Annotated in this window: 14 protein-coding genes; 5 read left to right on the forward strand and 9 right to left on the reverse strand. The window is 35.6% G+C overall.

The features are described 5' to 3' along the window. Positions 1–82 precede the first annotated feature (82 nt). Genes IPK14_15880 through IPK14_15890 form a run of 3 tightly spaced genes read left to right on the forward strand, consistent with a single transcriptional unit; the run spans position 83 to position 7412 of the window. On the forward strand, positions 83–5638 hold the full coding sequence (locus IPK14_15880) for an SUMF1/EgtB/PvdO family nonheme iron enzyme (protein ID MBK7994799.1): 5556 nt from the start codon (positions 83–85) through the stop codon (positions 5636–5638). Between the two features lie 22 nt (positions 5639–5660). Continuing rightward, positions 5661–5990, forward strand: a complete 330-nt coding sequence (locus IPK14_15885; protein ID MBK7994800.1) for a hypothetical protein — start codon at positions 5661–5663, stop codon at positions 5988–5990. 12 nt (positions 5991–6002) lie between these two features. Then, a complete protein-coding gene (locus tag IPK14_15890) occupies positions 6003–7412 on the forward strand; it encodes an amidase (protein ID MBK7994801.1) in 1410 nt (469 codons plus the stop codon). A gap of 4 nt (positions 7413–7416) precedes the next feature. Here IPK14_15890 and aroF read toward each other — a convergent pair whose 3' ends face one another. The 6 genes from aroF to IPK14_15920 form a co-directional block, all read right to left on the reverse strand. Further along, positions 7417–8445: a 3-deoxy-7-phosphoheptulonate synthase gene (gene aroF, locus IPK14_15895; GenBank protein MBK7994802.1), complete on the reverse strand. Its 1029-nt coding sequence runs from the start codon at positions 8443–8445 to the stop codon at positions 7417–7419. Beyond that, positions 8411–9799, reverse strand: coding sequence for a glycoside hydrolase family 1 protein (locus IPK14_15900; GenBank protein MBK7994803.1), 1389 nt, complete (start codon positions 9797–9799; stop codon positions 8411–8413). Before IPK14_15900 ends, aroF begins: the two co-directional genes overlap by 35 nt. Then, complete coding sequence (locus tag IPK14_15905) at positions 9796–10371, reverse strand: hypothetical protein (GenBank protein MBK7994804.1); 576 nt, start codon at positions 10369–10371, stop codon at positions 9796–9798. Before IPK14_15905 ends, IPK14_15900 begins: the two co-directional genes overlap by 4 nt. A gap of 90 nt (positions 10372–10461) precedes the next feature. Next, positions 10462–11175: an SOS response-associated peptidase gene (locus IPK14_15910; GenBank protein ID MBK7994805.1), complete on the reverse strand. Its 714-nt coding sequence runs from the start codon at positions 11173–11175 to the stop codon at positions 10462–10464. A gap of 692 nt (positions 11176–11867) precedes the next feature. Continuing rightward, entirely contained in the window at positions 11868–14210 is a 2343-nt protein-coding gene (locus tag IPK14_15915; protein ID MBK7994806.1) for a VWA domain-containing protein, read from the reverse strand. A gap of 46 nt (positions 14211–14256) precedes the next feature. Next, complete coding sequence (locus IPK14_15920) at positions 14257–15171, reverse strand: universal stress protein (protein ID MBK7994807.1); 915 nt, start codon at positions 15169–15171, stop codon at positions 14257–14259. A 182-nt stretch (positions 15172–15353) separates the two neighbouring features. Here IPK14_15920 and IPK14_15925 point away from each other — a divergent pair, with 182 nt between their 5' ends. Both IPK14_15925 and IPK14_15930 read left to right on the forward strand, forming a co-directional pair. Continuing rightward, entirely contained in the window at positions 15354–15587 is a 234-nt protein-coding gene (locus IPK14_15925) for a hypothetical protein (protein MBK7994808.1), read from the forward strand. Between the two features lie 122 nt (positions 15588–15709). Then, a complete protein-coding gene (locus IPK14_15930; GenBank protein MBK7994809.1) occupies positions 15710–17611 on the forward strand; it encodes a DUF1926 domain-containing protein in 1902 nt (633 codons plus the stop codon). A gap of 39 nt (positions 17612–17650) precedes the next feature. On the opposite strand, the gene IPK14_15935 is transcribed toward IPK14_15930, so the two are convergent. The 3 genes from IPK14_15935 to IPK14_15945 all read right to left on the reverse strand — a co-directional run bounded on the left by IPK14_15935 (position 17651) and on the right by IPK14_15945 (position 19485). Further along, positions 17651–18277, reverse strand: coding sequence for a 2OG-Fe(II) oxygenase (locus IPK14_15935; GenBank protein ID MBK7994810.1), 627 nt, complete (start codon positions 18275–18277; stop codon positions 17651–17653). Between the two features lie 136 nt (positions 18278–18413). Beyond that, a complete protein-coding gene (locus IPK14_15940; GenBank protein MBK7994811.1) occupies positions 18414–18563 on the reverse strand; it encodes a hypothetical protein in 150 nt (49 codons plus the stop codon). Positions 18564–18684: 121 nt separating this feature from the next. Further along, the gene (locus IPK14_15945) at positions 18685–19485 is read right to left on the reverse strand and encodes an enoyl-CoA hydratase/isomerase family protein (protein ID MBK7994812.1); all 801 of its coding nucleotides are present in this window, start codon (positions 19483–19485) and stop codon (positions 18685–18687) included. Between the last annotated feature and the right edge of the window lie 15 nt (positions 19486–19500).

Here is a 19500-nt window from a genome sequence, read left to right on the forward strand (position 1 = left end):
TCTAAAATTTTGTAAGTAGGTGTATATTAGGAATAAATCTTTCCTTATCTTTTCAAAAAGCAAAAATCCTAAAGGATGTTGAATGAGTGCCAATACAAAAGATCCCATAATTGGGAGAACTTTGGGGGACTTTTTAGTTAAAGAAAAATTAGGTGAAGGCGGCTTTGGTGCTGTTTACAAAGCTGACCAAATAACGCTTGGACGGGAAGCTGTAGTAAAAATACTTCATACTCGTCATAGAACAAATCCCCGAATTATAGAAAGATTTAAGCGAGAAGCCCATTTAGCATCTAGGCTAGAACATCCTTATTGCGCTCATATCTATTCATTTGGTGCTGAGATAGATGGACTTCTTTGGATTGCTATGGAGCTAGTTCAAGGAACACCTTTAAGCGAAATCATTAAATTTCAAGGCCCTTTGTCACTAGAAAGATTTGTACCACTATTAGATAAAATCTGTGAAGTGGTTCATACAGCACATGATGCAGGTATTATTCATCGTGACTTAAAACCTGCTAATGTTATGGTTATTTCTCGTGCTGGTCGTTTACTCCCCAAACTTCTAGATTTTGGTATTGCTAAAGGTCTAAGCCAAAGTGCTTTAGTTGATAATTTTGCCTCTAAAACAAGCCTTCCTTCTTCCCAGCAAGATACAATAGATACAATAGATTCAATAGATTATCCTAGTTTAGAAGATAGTATTGGAAAACAAACCATTACAGTTATTAATGATAAGAAAAATACTATCAATAGTAATACTATAGATAATCTATTAAAAAATGAAAATACAGTTATAGATAATTTATTAAAAAATGAAGAAACAGTATTAGGAAACCCTATAAAAAATGAAGAAACAGTATTAGAAAGTTTTACAGATAAAGAAACAATCATAAAAAATAATGGTGATAACGGGAAAAGAGAGCAACGGAAATTCACTATAAATCTTTATACAAAAGAAGCAACTAATATAAATAAACAAGCTAATACTGATCCTAAACCAAACGTAAATAAAACACAGTCAGAGAATACATTTAAGACACAAGGTTTTATAGGCTCACCCCCCTATATGCCGCCAGAACAATGGCAAAATGGAGCAAATGTTGATGCTCGTAGCGATATTTATTCTTTAGGCATTTTAGCTTATCAAGTTCTTACAGGAGAATTACCATTTAAGGAACAAGGGTTTGAGCTTTATGGAGCGCATATTTCTAAAGCTGTTCCTGGGCTTAAAGCTAGCTTTCCTCTAGCTCTTAATCAAGTCTTACAAAAGGCTCTTGCCAAATCAGCCTCAGAACGTTATCAAACTGCATTAGAATTTGCTAAAAGTTTTCGTCAAGCAGCCGATTTTAATGAGCAAAAAATAGACTTACCTGCTATAGATGACATATTAAAAGAAAATATTTTAGCTAACGCGCCTAAACCTTTAGCAGATACAGTTGCCAGCCTTATAGCTTCTCGCAATGCTTACCAATTTAGAGATAGGGTTTTACTGCTTTTTAGAGTTTTAATACATTATATAGGTATTCTAACATTAGCCAGTCACACTAGTATCTTAAACAGACAAGAAGATAGTGAGTTAGTAAGTAAACTTATTAATACTTTACGTCAAGAAGGATTAAATCAATCACAATGGTTAGAACTTGCCAAAGAGCTTTGCCGACCTTTTGATAGAAAACAAGATGCTTATCCAATTCCAGAACTTGTATCTTTATTTTTTACATTTGATGGTGGACAGCCATTAACAGAAGTTTTTTCTAAGTTACTAGATTTGCAACAAGAAATTGTTTCTATTAGTTCATTAAAAGAAGAGCAATTAGTAAATTTACTAGATAAATTTTTAGATAAACTTACTATTTTGTTAAAAGCTACTACTTGGCTATCAGATTATTACTTAGTCCTACCACAAGAACAAGATGCTATTAAATGGATGGGCATATCAAGTGATACCAATACAATAATATTAAAAAATAGTAATTTAACTAGTAGTAAAGCTGTTTTAGTAGATGCTAATGGTTATTTTGTTCTCTCACTTTGGCCTTTAGTAGAAATTAGCTCACCAACAGCAGGTACATCAAAAGAAGTATTTTTATTAGAACGTAAAGGTAGAAATGCTGCTAAATTAGTTTCATATCCTGATGGGTTTGAAATAGAGACACAAGCCCCTTGGGAATGGTTAAAAGAGCATTTTTTTACAAGTGAAGAAAAGTCTCAAACCGGAAGTTTTTTAGAAAAATCTCCTTATTTAGGGTTAACTTCATTTTCTGCAACAGACTCTAATTTATTTTTTGGACGCGAAAAAGAAACAGAAAGCTTTCTTAACCGCTTACGTATTCAGCCTTTAATAGCTGTTGTAGGCCCATCAGGAGCAGGGAAAAGCTCATTTGTTCAAGCTGGTGTTATAGCAGGATTGACAGGAGATTGGCGAGTTGTAACGGTTAGACCTGGACTATCTCCTATAACTACACTTTATAGCAAACTCTCAAAAATAGGCGTTGAGTTTACTAACTTAAGATCTCAACTAGAAGAAAATATCAATATCTTAGCTAAAACCTTACATAGGTTAGCTAATAAAGAAAATTGTAAGATTTTACTAGTAATAGATCAGTTTGAAGAAATATTTACACTTTGCTTAGACAAAAAAGAGCAAAAGCTTTATGTTGAGGCAATAGTTTCTTGTGCCAAGTCAGAAGAAGACCCTATTAGGGTTGTTTTAACAATTAGGGATGATTTTTTAGTACGTGCTAAAGAATTAAGTGGGCTTAAAGATAGACTAACACAAGGTTTAGAAATACTTACAACACCAGATTCAACACAACTTTTAAGAATTCTAACAGAACCAGCAAGACGTGTAGGTTACTCATTTGAAGATCAGGAACTACCTGTAGAAATAGTAAATTCAGTTGCAGAACAAACAAGCGCGTTACCATTACTAGCATTTACAGCAGAAAAGCTTTGGCAACAACGAGATAAAGAATTTAAGCAACTCCTACGTAGAAGTTACCAAGCTATGGGTGGTGTTGTAGGTGCATTAGCTAAACATGCTGAAGAAGTACTACAACAGATGACTAAAGCAGAGCAGTCTTTAGTTAGAGAAGCTTTTAATCATTTGGTGACAAGCGAAGGCACTCGTGCTGTGCTTTCACATCCTGAACTATTGCAACTACTTGGCAATAATAGTGATAGTGAAGTAGTTATAGAAAAACTAATTTCTGCAAGACTTCTAGTTACTATTGAGGGAGAAAAAGGTATAGATCGAATAGAAGTTGTTCATGAAGCTTTGTTTTCAGCCTGGCCCAGACTTGTTAGTTGGCAACAAGAAATGGCTGAAGGTGCAAGACTTCGTGATCAAATCCGTGTAGCTGCACGTCAATGGCATGAAAGAAACCGTCCTAATGGCTTGCTTTGGCGGGATGAAGCACTTGTAGAGTATCAGCTATGGAGAGAACGTTATAAAACTCAATTAACAGATGTTGAAGAAGCATTTGCTTCAACAAGCCTGATGGAAGCAAACCGTAGGCAAAAAGTAAAGAGAAACCTAATAGCAATAGCAATGACTATATTACTAATAGGTTCAAGTGTCCTTTATTATCAAAGATATCAAACAAAACAACAGTTACTACAAACCTTAAAGCTTTATGAGGAGCAGGGCCGCCAGGAAATGCTAAGAGGAAATTTAGAAGGTGCGGCTGTTTATTTGAGTGAAGCTTACAGCAAAGGTGCTGATAGTATAACGCTTAAGTATATGCTTGCTGTGGCAATGGCAAAAGCAGAAAATCGCTCTGCTATTACACTCTCTGATCAAGTAAGTGCAATGACAACAGCTATTTTTAGCCCTGATGATAGTTTAGTTGTAACTACTAGTAGAGATAAAACAGCAAGAATTTGGCAAGCTAGCACAGGAAAAGAGCTTTTTACCTTAAAAGGGCATAGGGATATAGTAGTATTTAGTAATTTTAGTCCAGATGGTAAATTTTTAGTTACTGCTAGTTTAGACAATACGGCTCGAGTTTGGAAAGTAGATGATGGAACTCTAGTAACAACTCTTATAGGTCATACAGATGGTTTACATAAAGCAATATTTAGTCCAGATGCAAAACAAATATTAACAATAAGTTATGACACAACGGCTAAAATTTGGAACCCTTTTACAGGTAAACTAATCTATAATTTAGCAGGTCATCAAGCTTCAATAAATGCTGCTTGTTATAGTAAAGACGGCAAGTTAATAGCTACTGCTTCAACAGATAAATTAGCTAAAATTTGGGATAGCCAAACTGGAGAACTAAAAACAACCTTAACAGGTCATCAAGCCGCTTTGCTAGCTATTAGTTTTAGTCCAGATGGAAAGTTACTAGCAACAGGTAGTGTTGATAAAACTGCAAATATCTGGCAAGTCTCTGACGGAAAATTACTTAGTATATTAAAAGAACATATGGCAAGTGTAACAGATGCTGAGTTTAGCCCAGATGGAAAAAATATTTTAACAACTAGTGCTGACAATAAAGCTAGAGTTTGGCAAACAGAAAACAGTAATTTAATTTTTACTTTAGAAGGGCATAAAGCAGATATTTTTCAAGGGGAATTTAGCCCAGATGGAAAATTAATTATTACTAGTTCTTATGATGGTACTTTAAGAGTATGGGATAGAAATAGTGGAAAATTTTTAGTTGCTTTAACAGAACATAGAGAAAGCTTAAATAGTGGAATATTTTCCAGTAATGGTGAAAAAATACTAACTGCAAGTGAAGATAAAACAACAAAAATATGGTTACTAATACCAGAAGAAAGATCGCCACAAGAGGTATCAAAAATAGTTACAGAAAAAGTGCCATTCTATTTAGAAGAAGGTCGATTAATATCAAAAATAATAAATAAAAGTAATAAGACAGAAAATGTAAATGATATAATGCCAATAGTTGAACGAAATAATGAAAATGTGTATGTAGAAAATCTTGGTAATGATATAAGTTTAGAAATGGTAAAAATAACTGGTGACACATTTGAAATGGGATCACCTATAGATGAAAAAGGACATGGAGGAGATGAAACGCTTCATAAAGTAACAATATCTAATTTTTATATTGGTAAATATGAGATAACACAAGCTCAATGGAAAATAATTGCTTCTTTACCAAAAATAAAGAGATCTCTTAGTATAAATCCCTCTCAGTTTAAAGGAGATAACTTGCCAGTACAAAATGTAGCCTGGGATGATGCAGTAGAATTTTGTGCAAGATTATCAAAATTAACAGGAAAAAATTATCGACTTCCAACCGAAGCAGAATGGGAATATGCTGCTAGGGCTGGTACTAAGGGGCCTCAGGCTGGAGATTTAGATAAAATGGCTTGGTATAATAAGAGTTCAACAAGCCCACCTAATTCTGTTGGACAAATGCTACCTAATGCTTGGGGTTTGTATGATATGCATGGAAATGTTTGGGAATGGTGTCAAGATTGGTATGGAGATTATCCAAAAGAACTTGTGACAGATCCAAAAGGGCCTGTTTCTGGCTTAAATAAGGTAGTTCGCGGAAGTAACTGGTATGGCGGAATTCCTCGTTCAGCAGATCGATCCTATCTTTCTCCTAATGATAAAGGAGGGGATGATTTAGGTTTTCGGGTTGTATTTACTAAATAACTTATATTAAAGAGTAATAATTATGTTTAATAAAACTAATAAATCTCGTCGGGAATTTACCAAAAAACTAGCTTTAGGGGTTTCTGCCCCGATGCTAACACCTTTTTGTGCTGCTTCGTTAAATGTCCCATCTCAAGAAATTGCTAGTACAGTGACCCAAAAAGAGACTGCTGCAAAAGGGTTAATGGAAGTAGTAAAATTTCGTTATGGACAACATATTGAAAAAGATGATCTAACAAAAATTGAAGGTGCTATTGCTCGAAACCTTGAAATAGCAGAAGACTTAAAACAATTTAAGCTAAAAAATGGCGATGAACCAGCCACTATTTTTAGTGCTAAAGTTAATGGCTAGGAGCTAAAGTTAATGGAAATTACTAGCGAATTATTATTTTCATCTGTTGGTGAGCTATCTGCGTTAATTCAAAGTCAAAAAATTACTTCTTTAGCATTAACTGAAAGCTATTTGGAGCGATTAGCTAAATTTGGAGAAAAACTTGGTGCAGTTGTTACTATCACCAAGGAACTGGCCTTAAAACAGGCAAAAGAAGCTGATGAGGAAATCAAGGCAGGAAAATATCGAGGGCCTTTGCATGGTATTCCTTATGGAGTGAAAGACCTGCTGGCAACTAAAGCAATACCTACAACTTGGGGCGCAGCACCTTATAAAGATCAAGTTTTTGGCTATGATGCTACTGTAGTAAAAAAACTTACTGAAGCCGGAGCAGTGCTGGTTGCTAAACTTGCAATGGTAGAGCTTGCAGGAGGCTTTGGATATAACAGCGCAGATTCTTCATTTACAGGGCCAGGGAAAACACCTTGGAACACTAACTTTTGGTCTGGGGGGTCGTCCTCTGGGTCAGGTGCGGCTGTTTCTGCTGGACTAGTAGCTTTTGCTATTGGCTCAGAGACTTCAGGGTCAATAATTTGTCCGTCTTCATTTTGTGGTGTTACAGGACTTCGCCCTACTTATGGCCGAGTTAGCCGACATGGTGCTATGGCTCTTTGCTGGACATTGGACAAATTAGGGCCAATTTGTAGAACGGCTGATGATTGTGCTTTAGTGCTAGCTACAATTTCTGGTCAAGATCCATTAGATGCTAGCAGCGTTGATAAGCCGTTTGTTTATAAAAATATCAGCGAAGGAAAAAAACGGTTTAAGTTAGGAATAGTTAAAAATTGTTTTCAAAAAGCCCAAACAGAAGTTAGAGAAAATTTTACAGCCTCAGTAAAAATCTTAAGAGAATTTGCTGATGTTGATAGCGAAGTTGCATTACCTGATATGCCTTTTGGACAAGTAATAGAATTGATTGTTGGGGCAGAAGGTGCAAGTGCTTTTCGTGACCTAATCGAAAGCGGACGATCAAAAGAATTACGTAATCCTAAAGATAAATGGGGTGGTTATGCTGGGACAGCAGTTTTAGCAATTGATTATTTGCAGGCTTTAAGAGTGCGTGAACCAATGAAAAAGGCAATGGACGAGGTTTTTAGTAAATATGATGCTTTAATTTCTCCATCATTTCCTTGTGTTTCTTATCCAATAGACAAGCCATTTGAGGAAGTTTATAAAGATATAGATTTTGGTGCGCCGGTTATTTCTGCTGACAATGCTGTTGGGCAACCTGCAATATCAGTGCCTAATGGATTTGGTGAAAATGCTTTGCCTACAGGACTACAATTTATTGGAAGGGTTTGGAGTGAAAACACATTGGTAGAGATTGCCAATCAGTATCAAAAACTAACTGATTGGCATAAACGCCGTCCACCATTGAGTTAAAGAATTATTTTGCTGATGCAACAGTTAGATTGCTGACTACATTATGAATTTCTTTTAATTGTTGCATCATATCTGCAAACATTGATGGCAACAGGGCTTGAGGGCCATCTGACCAAGCGCGTTCTGGCTGACAATGTACCTCAACCATAACTCCATCTGCTCCAACTGCAATCCCAGCACGTGCCATAGGAATAACTTGTTCTCGGCGACCTGTTCCATGACTTGGGTCAATAATTATTGGTAAATGAGTTAGTTTTTTTACTGCTGGAACTACGGATAAATCCAAAGTGTTACGCGAATGGTCTGCAAAGGTACGAATGCCACGTTCACAAAGCACAACTTGGTAATTTCCTTCAGCCATAATATATTCTGCGGCCATTAAAAACTCTTCTAAATTAGCTGACATTCCGCGTTTTAGCATTACTGGCTTACGCATTTGGCCTGCTTGACGAAGCAGGCTAAAGTTTTGCATATTTCGTGCGCCAATTTGGATCATATCTGCATATTTTTCAACTAGTTCTAAACTTTCTTGGTCAATTGCTTCTGTCACTATCGCTAAACCAAAAGCATCTCGAACTTCAGCTAAAAGTTTTAAGCCATCTTCACCATGACCTTGAAAAGAATAAGGAGAAGTACGGGGTTTATATGCTCCTCCTCTAAAAAGTTTTATACCTTGGCGGCTAACTGCTTCTGCAACTGCAAAGGTCTGCTCGTGTGACTCTACCGAACAAGGGCCAGCAATTACTACTAAATCACCGCCGCCTATTTCTACACTACCTACTTTAACAATAGTAGGTTCTGTTTTTACTTCCCAACTAACTAATTTGTAAGGTTTAGAAACACGAATAGCTTCAGCTACACCTGGCAATAGTTCAAAAACTGCTGGGTCAAGCTCTCCTTTATTTCCAGTAATACCAATGGCCGTGCGCTGGCTGCCTGGAATTTCATGAGCTTTTAAGCCTATAGATGTTATTGTTTCTACAACATTACGCACTTGTTCATCGGTTGCTTGCGCCCGCATTACTACTAACATAAACTCCCATATCTCCATATAAATTAAAATGTTTTTTAGGGGTTGCAGAACGTCCTTTTACTTGGTTACGCATATCAGGAGTAATAGAGTTAGTTCTACAAATTTCTGCATATAACTTACCACTGTCTTTAACAGTACGTTCTTGAGTTTTAGGATCAAAAGCTATTAGTCCAAATGGGGTACGATAGCCTTCTGCCCACTCAAAATTATCAATAAATGACCAATGAAAATAACCTTGTACGTCAATTCCTTCTGAAATAGCTTTGTGCATTGCTTCTAAATGGTCAAGCAAAATTCTAGGGCGTTGTTCGTCTGTATCGTCAGGGATGCCATTTTCAGTAATCATAATTGGACGACCATATTTTGACATTCTTTTACAGAGTCTATAAAGCCCTTCTGCGTAAACCTCCCATCCAAATAAAGTTAACTCAGCATCAGCAGGAGGAAAATTATTACCAAACATTAAATGTGGCTTGGTAATATCAAACTTAACTAAATCACGTGAATAATAATTAATGCCAATAAAATCCATAGAATCTTTTGCTCCAGGAATTTCCCCTTTTCCTAATGGAAAATGTAATTTTCCTTCCGTAAGAGCGCGAATAACTACTTCATTAAAGGCATAATCTTGGAAATGGGCTACTTTTTTATCTAACCAAGATTTAGCATTAGCTGGGTCAAAAATCCTTATATTATGGGCAATTCCCACCATAGGCTTAATTTTTGCTGTGCTGTGTAAAATACGGTAGGCTGCCGCATGCGCTTTCATCATATTGGCAGCAGAGGCAAAAGCTAGTTTTGGACTTTTTTTAGCTGGAGGCCAAGCACATAAAACATAACCCATAACAGAGTAAACCATAGGTTCATTAATTGTCACCCAATATTTGACTAAATCCCCATATTCACGAGCAACTAGCTGAACAAATCTTTCAAAATAAGGAATAACGTCCGCCGTTTCCCAAGCCCCTTTTGCCCTTAACCATTGTGGATTAGTAAAATGGTGAATGGTTAACATTGGCTCTATTTTATGCTTATGTAATGTTTCTAGTACATTTCGATAATGATCAATTGCTACTTGGTCAAATTTGCCTTCAGTAGGTTCAATACGACTCCATTCTATAGAAAAGCGGTGTGCATTTTGATGAAGTTGTTTCATCAAGGCAATATCTTCTTTATAAAGTTCATAATGGCGGCAGGCTTCACCCGATGGGTTGCCATCGTGAATGCGTCCGGGTTCTTGTTCAAAAGCCCACCAATCATTAAGTTTATTATTTCCTTCTACTTGATGTGAGGCTGTTGCTGTTCCCCAAAGAAAATTTTTTGGAAACTCAAAAGTTTTTAACGCTTTGCTCATTCTTCTTCCTTATTTTGAAGATTTTCTTCTTGCTCATTACTAAATTTATTAAGAAAATCAGAAGAAGATTTTCTTAACTCTAACCAATCTATAAAAATATCTGGATGGGTAAGCCAAATTTCAAACCAAAATACTATCTCAGATTTAATTAATCTCTTTTCATTAGGTATTTTTGGGTTACTTGCTATTAGTTGAGCGCGTAACCTAGCACGTTTAACAAAGTCCCGACATTGCCAAATAGCTTCCTTATCTGCTATTTGCTGAAATTCTGCTAGTAACCTGGTTAAGGTTCGTAATGAATTTTCAGCGTCAATTAAAGTGTCAAAACTTAATTTTTGCAGTAAGGCTTGATTTTCAGATTCAGGATCTATGCTAAGCTGTTCTTCATAATGAACTTTTTTTCCTACTTTAATTAAAATTTCTGCAATATAAGCACTAGAGGTTTTTCCCCCAATTCCATAAGTTTCAACTAGGTGAGAATTTATTAATGCAATAGCTTCATCATTTAGCTCTGAGAAACCTTCTTGCTCAAAAATCTCTAAAATAAGCTGCTTTTTGGTTTTGTTTGGCATAACAGTAAAACTTTATATTTTATGTTGTGTTAGGCTGTGGGGTCAATTTAGGCTTACCTATTAAATGAAATATAGTGATATTGCTTAATATTACCAAAAGCTTTCTTGAATAGGTTTAATAGGTTCTTGAATTTCTAAGGTTTCTAAAGCTTTAATACATTCTGGACTATCAAAACTTGTATTATTTACCAATTTGCTAACAGGAAAGTACTCAAGCTCTGATTCAGGATATTGTGTTAATAACTTTAACAGTTGGTTTGGGTCTTTAATCTTGGAGTCTAGCCAAATGTTTTCCTGTTCTGGCAGCAACATTACAGCCATACGATGATGGAGTTTAGCAAGTAAAGGATTTGGCTCTGTAGTAATAATAGTAGTGCTACGTATTTTTTCACCTTCCACGCTTTGCCATTCATCCCAAAGAGCAGCAAAGGCAAAAAGTTTTTTACTTTTTAACTGTACATAGATTGGAATTTTACTTTTTCCTACTTGTTGCCATTCATAAAAGCCATTTGCAGGAATTAAACAGCGTTTACTAATAAGTGATTTGCGAAAAGAAGGTTTTTCTAACAAAGTTTCTGAACGTGCATTAATCATTTTACTCGCCATTTGTGTATCTTTTGCCCAAGATGGAATTAGCCCCCATTTATAACCTGATAGAGTTCTAATATTATCTTGGGTAATTACAGCTATTTGTTGAGTTGGGGCAATGTTATAACGTGGTTTTAAGTCAAAAAGGGTTTCTTGGACTCCAAATCTAGTAATAATTTCAGACCCATCACTATGTAATGCAAAACGACCACACATTTTTTTGACCTACCATATAGATTTATAAGAGCTATTTTTAGAAAAAGATAAGCAAAATAATAGCATAGCTTAAAGATATAGTTAAGTCTTATAAACTAGCTTAATTCCAACACTTCTAAGCTATACTTATTACAGCGTAACTTAAGTAAGTTAATATTTTTTGAATTTCTTGAGTCCTGAAGGGACGAAATAATTGTAGCCTAGGTCGTAAGACCTAAGCTTAGTGATTATACATAAATAGAGTCGCGTAGCGGTAGCATAATAAACCTATTAAATTCAACAAATTAATTATGTCGTCACTACGTGACTCTACAAATATGCCGCCCCGTTGGGGCTTTAAGATTAAAATATCAGTAAATTTAATTTATGTTGTATTAAGTACTCTGTAAACTAAGTAATATAGCAATTTTGTATTCTTAACTCTTAAGCCCCAGAGGGGCGACATAACTGTAGCCTAGGGCGCAAGCCCTAGGAAATAATAATTAAGTCTCTTTAAGCCCTGTAAGGGCGACATAGTCTTTTAATGCTAAGAAAATACTCTGTCGCCCCGTTGGGGCTTTTGGGAATTGCTCATTATCATACGTAGGGCTTGCGCCCTACGCTACATATCTATCGCCCCGTTGGGGCTTTAAGAAATAAAAATTTCAGATTACTTAGTTTACGCTGTACTTATTACAGTTTTTGATAAAAAGTTAATTTGCATAATAACCGCGTCTAGTTCTTACAGCTAAATCAGGTTTGTCAATTTTAACTTTTAACTTACGCCATGAACCATCTCTTGTTGAATTAGTTGGATAATAACCTACACTATAAAGTGTTCGTAAGTCTGCTGCTACTTTTTCATAAACACCTTCTAAATTATCAGGTCGGTCAGCTTTGAAATAGACTCCTCCAGAAGTTTCTGCCAATGCTCCTAATTGCCTACGTGCTAGTACATAACTTTCTGGCCCTTCAATATCTTGGCTAACATTTTCTCTTTCTGTATCTAAATATATTGGAAAAACTAAAACTCCAGATTCTTGAACTTTTCTTAAAACTTGATCAAAAGTAACACGGGATGGGATTGGATAAGTAACGCTGATAGAGTTATCTACACCGTCAGATAATAAAACTACAGCATTACGCTCGCCAGGATATTGCTTAAACATTTGGGTGACAGTAAACCAAGTTGCTTCATAAAAGGCTGTTCCCCCCTTTGGCATAGTCATATATTGCAAACGTTGTTTAATTAGCTGTCTATCGTTAGTAAGCTCACAAACTACTTGGACGCTACGAGTAAAGGAAACTATTGCTATTCTATCTTGTGGTTTGCTGGTTTCAATAAAGCGCAAAACAGCACGACGTAAAACATCTATTTTATCTAAAATACTTCCACTTAAATCTAGCAGGATGACTAAGTTAAATGGGGTGTTAACTGATTCAAAATGCTCTATTTTTTGTTGTATACCATCTTCAAATACATAAAAATCATTTTGCTTTAAGTTAGTAATTGCTCGTCCATCACGAGACATTACACTTACATTAAGTGAGACAAGCTTAGTATCTATCTTTATTGTATCATCATCAGATCCATCATTATTGCTAGCAGTATTATTAGAATTGTTAGAGTTATTAGAATTGTCCCGCCTAATTGTAGGTGCAGAGCCGTTATTTGGCCGATTACTAGCAACATCATCAAAGTCATTATTATTACTAGGAGAATTATTATTATTACTAGGAGAATTATTTACTCTGCTACTATCATTTGATGGATTATATTGATTGTTTTGACTACTGTCATTATTGCTAGTATTACCACTAATGCTATTTTTACGACGTTGCAATGGTGGAGGTTGAGCCGGATAATTTTGATTGTTAGGGTTACTGGAATTATTAGGATTGTACTGATTATTTTGGTTATTTTGGTTGTTAGAGTCGTTGTTTTGTTGAGGTCTGTTAGCACCAGGGGGAGGAATAATTCTTACTCCAACACCACCTTGGCTATCTATATCACTGTTGCTACTATTACGATTTACCCCTAAATTACCAGCATCAACCGTGTTGCTTGTGCCATCGGATTTTCGGCCAGCCCCAAAAATATCAGCATTTGAAGAATTGCCTCCACGACTAGAGTTGTTACTAGGTTGATTCCCTGGGTTGGCACTACTGCTACCACCATAACTACCACCATAAGTATAAGGCTGATAGTTATCATTATTGTTATTGTTGTTTGGTCGTCGGCTTACTGTTGGAGGTGCGCCACCAAAAAGAGAATCATCATTAACAGAGTTATTATTGCGATTATTAGAGTTGCTATTATTGCCAGAGTAATAATTATTAGGATCTCCACTAGAGCTTATAGGTGAAACAGCAGGAATTGTTGCAACATCCTTATCTAATTCATATTGAAGAGGCGACAATTGAATATTTCCAGCATTGCTACGTAAAATTACAGGGTTTCCACCAGAATTTAACTTGCCTTGAACAGCCTTGCTAGAGGGCGTTCCATAGGTTTCTATTGGTATTTCAGCTTTAATAGTTCCATTAGTTGTAGTTGCTACTAAATCAGCATCTTGTGATGCAGGGGATTCAAGCTTAATATTACCAGCAGAGGTTTCAACCAATGCACTTGCAATAGCTCCCTTAATTTGTACTGCTCCGCTACTAGTTATAATTCTTAGGCTAGTATTTCTAGGAATATAGACAGTTAAGTCAATACGAGTAGTTTTTTCGGCTGGTTGGGTCTTTATCTGAATTTGGTTTCTGGTATTAAAAAAAGCTATATCAGAAAGTGCAACAGGATGACCAGCAGGCTCTACTTTTTTTGCTACAACATGAACTAGTTCTTCTGCCCAAACTTCTATTTTGACTTCTCCACTTAGATTATCAATTTTGACTGTTCCACCTGTCTTAAACTCAAAGCTTTGGTCAAAAATCTCATAGCTTTCTGCTTCTAAGATAGGAACAATTATAAGTAAGGCAAGAAAGAAAAAGATCGCGCCTATTAAACGCGATCTTAACTTTAATAAAATCGACTGAAAGAGTTGGTATTTCATTAGACTAACCCCGTCTATATTTTATTTTTAATCCTAAACAAATGCTTTAAGCAATTGTACCATGACGAATAGTTAAAACAGGACAACATGCATGTCGAACAATTCGTTCTGCTTCTCGCCCTGGTAAAGTGTTAGTACCATTAGGTTTACCTGTGCCAATAACAATTAAATCAACATCTTTTTCTGTTGCTACACGTAAAACTTCATCAGCACAACTTCCTTCTGTAAGTAAAGTCTCTGCTACAACATCACCTGCTTCTTTTGCTAACTGTGATAATCTTTCGCTAGCATCTGAACGTACACGATCTTCCACATCAATAATCTTAGTTAATGAGACTGCCTGAATATAGCCTAAGAATGAACCTATTGAGTGCAATATAGTCAATTCTGCTTGATGTGCATGTGCTAAAGCAAAAGCCAAACGTTTAGCACTATCATCAGTGTCTGATAAGCTAGTAGCAAATAAGATGCGGTTTAATGCAATATTGGTTTCGGATTTTTTATAATAAACAAAATCATGTAGAGGTTGACGAGTAAACAATAGTGGGCAACTTGCTTGGCCCATAACACTAAGGGCTGTTGAACCTAATGCACCACCTAGCCCAGGTCGTGCTGTTGTGCCAATAGCTGCTAAATCAATACCATGATCGCGAATAACGCGGGGGATCTCTTCTTTGGGATTTCCTTCTGTAAGTATTAATTCTACTTTTAACCCTGTTAACAAGTGGGAATGCGCTAAGTTTTCTAATTCTTTTTTAATAGTTATTAACCATTGATGGTTGCCGTCTGATAATGCTCGTTCAGACAGTTTTAACGCATTAGGAGGAAGACTTGCTTCCTGAGAATTATGTATAAACAATGTTGCATTGTGTTGACGTGCAAAAGCTGCCGCATATTTTAACGCGCTTTTAGAATTATTAGAAAAATCCGTAGAGAAGAGAATGTTCTGGAACGGGTACATACAATTTATGCCTCGATTAAAAAGTTTAGAAAATCACTACTTAACAATGCCAACGGCTAGAACCGTTGGTAAGAGATGCTAGAGGTGATAAACTTGCCAAGTCATTGTAGCCTAACTATCTTATCTATGTCTACTCGACAGCAAATTATCCATTGCAAATGCTTAAAACGAGGAAAAATTTTATGCCAAAAGTTCATCTAGCATTAGTAATTCATGCTCATCAGCCTGTAGGAAATTTTGATCATGTAATAGAAGATGCTTATCAAAAATCTTATTTGCCTTTTGTTAAAACTCTAGCTAACCATTCTAAGATCAAATTAGCATTACATTTTACAGGCTCTTTATTTGCTTGGTTTAAACTACATCATCCAGATTACTTACAGCTACTTGCTGAACTAGTTGCTAAGGCCAAATAGAGCTAATTTCAGGGGGCTTTTATGAACCAATTCTAGCTATCTTACCTTATAAAGATCGCTGTGAACAAATCTATAAGCTTAATCACTTTCTAAAAACAGAACTTGGTTATGAGGCTAAAGGGATGTGGACGGCTGAAAGGGTATGGGAAAGTAATTTAGTGTCCGCTATTAGTGAAACAGGCATTAAGTATACTATCTTAGATGATACTCATTTTGCTATGGCAGGACTACGCGATAACCAACTATTTGGCTACTATATTACAGAAGAACAAGGACAAACTCTTAAGCTTGTTCCTTCTAGTATGAGAGTACGCTATTTAATCCCATTTGCAGATCCACAAGAAACAATCGCTTATTTACGTGGGCTTTGGGAAACAGCTGAGCATGACTTGCTAGTAGCAATGGGCGATGATACAGAAAAATTTGGTGTTTGGCCCAAAACTTACCAACTTTGCTACAAAAAACAATGGCTAGATAGGTTTTATCAAGCTATTGCTAAAGAAAGTGACTGGCTAGAAACTGTTAAACTAGGTGATTACTTAGAACAAAGTGAACCTAATGGACAAATATATCTACCTACTGCTAGTTATGCAGAAATGATGGAATGGTCTCTTCCTGCAAAGGTTTCTCAAGAATTTGTAGATCTAAAACATATGTTAGGTGATAGCGAACCAGAAAAAAAATTAGCCCAATATTTACAAGGCGGTTATTGGCGAAACTTCCTTGTAAAATATCGAGAAAGTAACCTAATCCATAAAAAAATGCTCCAAGTAAGTCAACGCCTCCATAGACTTTATCAATATTATCATCGATATAATGAGCCAATTTGCTTAACTCAGTCTGATAACCCTAAAATAAGTTGCTTAAAAGAAGCCTATGATTATTTATTGCAAGGCGAGTGTAATGATGCTTTTTGGCATGGGGTATTTGGTGGGCTTTATGCTCCACATCTTCGTAGCACTTCGCTGATGGCATTAATTAAAGCAGAGCATTTACTAGATAAAGTAGAGTTTGCAGAGCAAACCAACTGGATTACATCGCGTGAGTTTGATTTTGATGGAGATGGAATTAATGAAGTAGAAATTCATAACTCAGGCTTTGCTGCTGTTTATGATAATAAAGAAGGTGGTTTATCAGTTCTTGACTTTAAGACTAGGAATTTTAGCTTAATTAACTCTTTGCAGCGAAAAGAAGAAGCTTATCATCAGCGTGTTAAAGAAATAGGTTTGGAGGAGGCTGCCGAAGAGTTAGAAGCAAACAGTGAGTTAAATAATAAAAAAATAGAAAATCTAGTAGAAAAAACTAAAGAAGCAACACAGTTAGCAAATAATGATAATGAAGAAGATGATGTAGAAACAATTCATGGAATAGCTAAAGTAAAAGAAAAAGGGTTAGATAAATTTTTAGTTTATGATAAATATCCTCGTAATAGCTTTAGTGTCTATGCTTTAGCTACAGAAACAAGTTTATCTGATTTTGCTACTCAGCAATTAGATGGAAAAGTTTTACTGGCTCAATCAGGGCATTTAACTTTAACTGAGCTTGAAAAAGCATGTGAATTTACAGTTAAACACACATTAAATCTAGCAAAAATTAATTTGGCAGAAACTATTGAATTGGAACAAACATTTATTTTTCAAGGAAATAGCGACACAATAACAAGTAAATTGTTTCTAAAGGATAATTTTGCAGGTCGTCTAGCTGTTGAATTTAATATTAATTTGTTAGCTGGAGATGCACATGACCGTTATTTTCGCTTTGGAGATGAACAACATCGCCTTAACTGGCAAGGTGTTGTTAAAAAACAAGACCAATTAAGCTTAACAGATGAATATTTTAGGCTAGCAGTTAAACTAAATTCAAACAAAGCTGTTGATTGGTGGATTTACCCGGTTTTTTCTGTTTCACAATCTGAAGAAGGTTTTGAAAGAGTTTATCAAGGTTCATCAATTATAGTAGTTTTACTAGCAAATCAAGCTAACACAGACCCAATAGAAATAAGTCTTACAGCTATAGCTATTTAACCTAAGGACGCGGGCATTTTGCCCGCGCACCTAGCATTTTTATTTTTTTTCCTTAACAAGCCACTCACTTAAAATTGTATATCTTTCCCAGTCATAGACTTTTTTAATGCTGTGCCAATTGGTATCATCAGAAAAAAATATTACTAACCTATTTTCAATTGGGTTAATAAAAACTGTTTGGTCTTCATCCCCAATCTTGTTTTTATGAAGACAAAGTTGTCCTCCAAAATCTTCTTTCCAATCAGGAGATAAATAGTAAATTGTTACTACTGATCTAAACCCCATATCATCAATGTGTGGTGGAAATTCTGGAGAATCTGGATCCATATGTCTTAATTGAACATAATTTTTAGTATTAATAGTTAATTTTGTATTTGAAAGGGTTTCTAAAATAGACTTAAACTCTACTGAGTAAAAAATTTTAGCTAAAGGTATGTATTCTAATACTGCAAATTGTATTTGGTGAGGGTCATTTTCTTGAATTGAAAAAGTATGTTGTTTAGAAAAAATAGCTTTTTGAAACTGCTTAAAAGAAGTTGTTTCAATAAAATTATCTAAAATAAAATGTGTCCAAGGAAAGTCTTTTTTTATGGTTAAAAGCTCTGAGTTTATCAGTAAATCAAGGTTTTTATATTTTTCAGAAATTGGGCTATTTGCGTTGTCCATGAAGAAGTCTTAAGTAATTTTAAGTATTTAATTGTTGAGACAGAAAACTAATACTTTATATTTTCTGCCTCAATTTAAGTTAAAACTCAGATACAAAGCCAAAAACTAATAAATTATATAGCTTAAGTATTATTAATTATTCTGAGGCTTCATCTTTTTTCTCTTCAGATGAATCTGCTTGTTGAGTTTCTGTTTGATCTGTAACGTTTGCTGCTAGATCTTTTACTTCATCTGATACACTTTCTGCTGGTCTGTTTGTTCCTGCGCCACCTTTTGGAGCCGCCATAGTAGTTATCCTCCTTGGTTAAACTAATAAATTAAATTGCTGAAAATCCTGTAAGTATATATTGATATTTTAGCGTTTTGTCAATGAATAGTTTAAAACTAGCTGCAAGAAATAGATAAAGTTAGTCAGTTTGAGAGAAATTTGGTTTTCGCCTTTCTTGAAAGGCTTTTAATCCTTCTTCCATATCTTCACTTGCTAAAGCATATTGTCCTAGCTGGGCTTCTATACGTAATCCTTCGTCTAGTGTTGTACCAAGGCCATTTAACAGAGCTTGTTTATCAGTGCGGATAGCTGTTTGTGGAAAAGAACAAATTTCTTCAGCCATTTTATAAACACGGTTCATAAGCTCATTAGCTGGAGTTATTTCATTAACTAGGCCAATACGGTAAGCATGATGAACATCTATACGTTTGCCGGTGATGATTAACTCCATTGCATGGCCTAAGCCTACAATATGTGGCAATCGTTGAGTTCCACCATCTACTAAAGGAACACCCCAACGCCGACATAATACGCCAAATTCAGCTGTTTCTGAAGCAATACGAAAATCTGTTAAACAGGCTAGCTCTAAGCCGCCAGCAAATGCCCCACCATTGATTGCACCAATTATAGGCTTAAAAATATCTGTTTGACGAGTGTAGCCCATATAGCCAGGGCCATTATAAATAAATCGACGTAGCTTATTTTTTGACCAAGGAAAACTTTTTGCTTGAGTAACATAACTTTTTAAGTCTGCACCAGCACAAAATGTGTCTCCTACTCCAGTAAGTATTGCTACATATTGATTATCATCATCTCGAAAATCTAACCAAGCTTGCATTAGTAATTCTGCTGCCTCTTGATCAATAGCATTTTTTTGTTCTGGGCGATTAATAGTAATAGTAGTAATGTGATTTTGCTTAGTAACTAAGATTTTAGGCATATAAGTTAAGACTCC

This window comes from Blastocatellia bacterium, assembly GCA_016713405.1.
Lineage (GTDB): Bacteria > Acidobacteriota > Blastocatellia > Chloracidobacteriales > JADJPF01 > JADJPF01.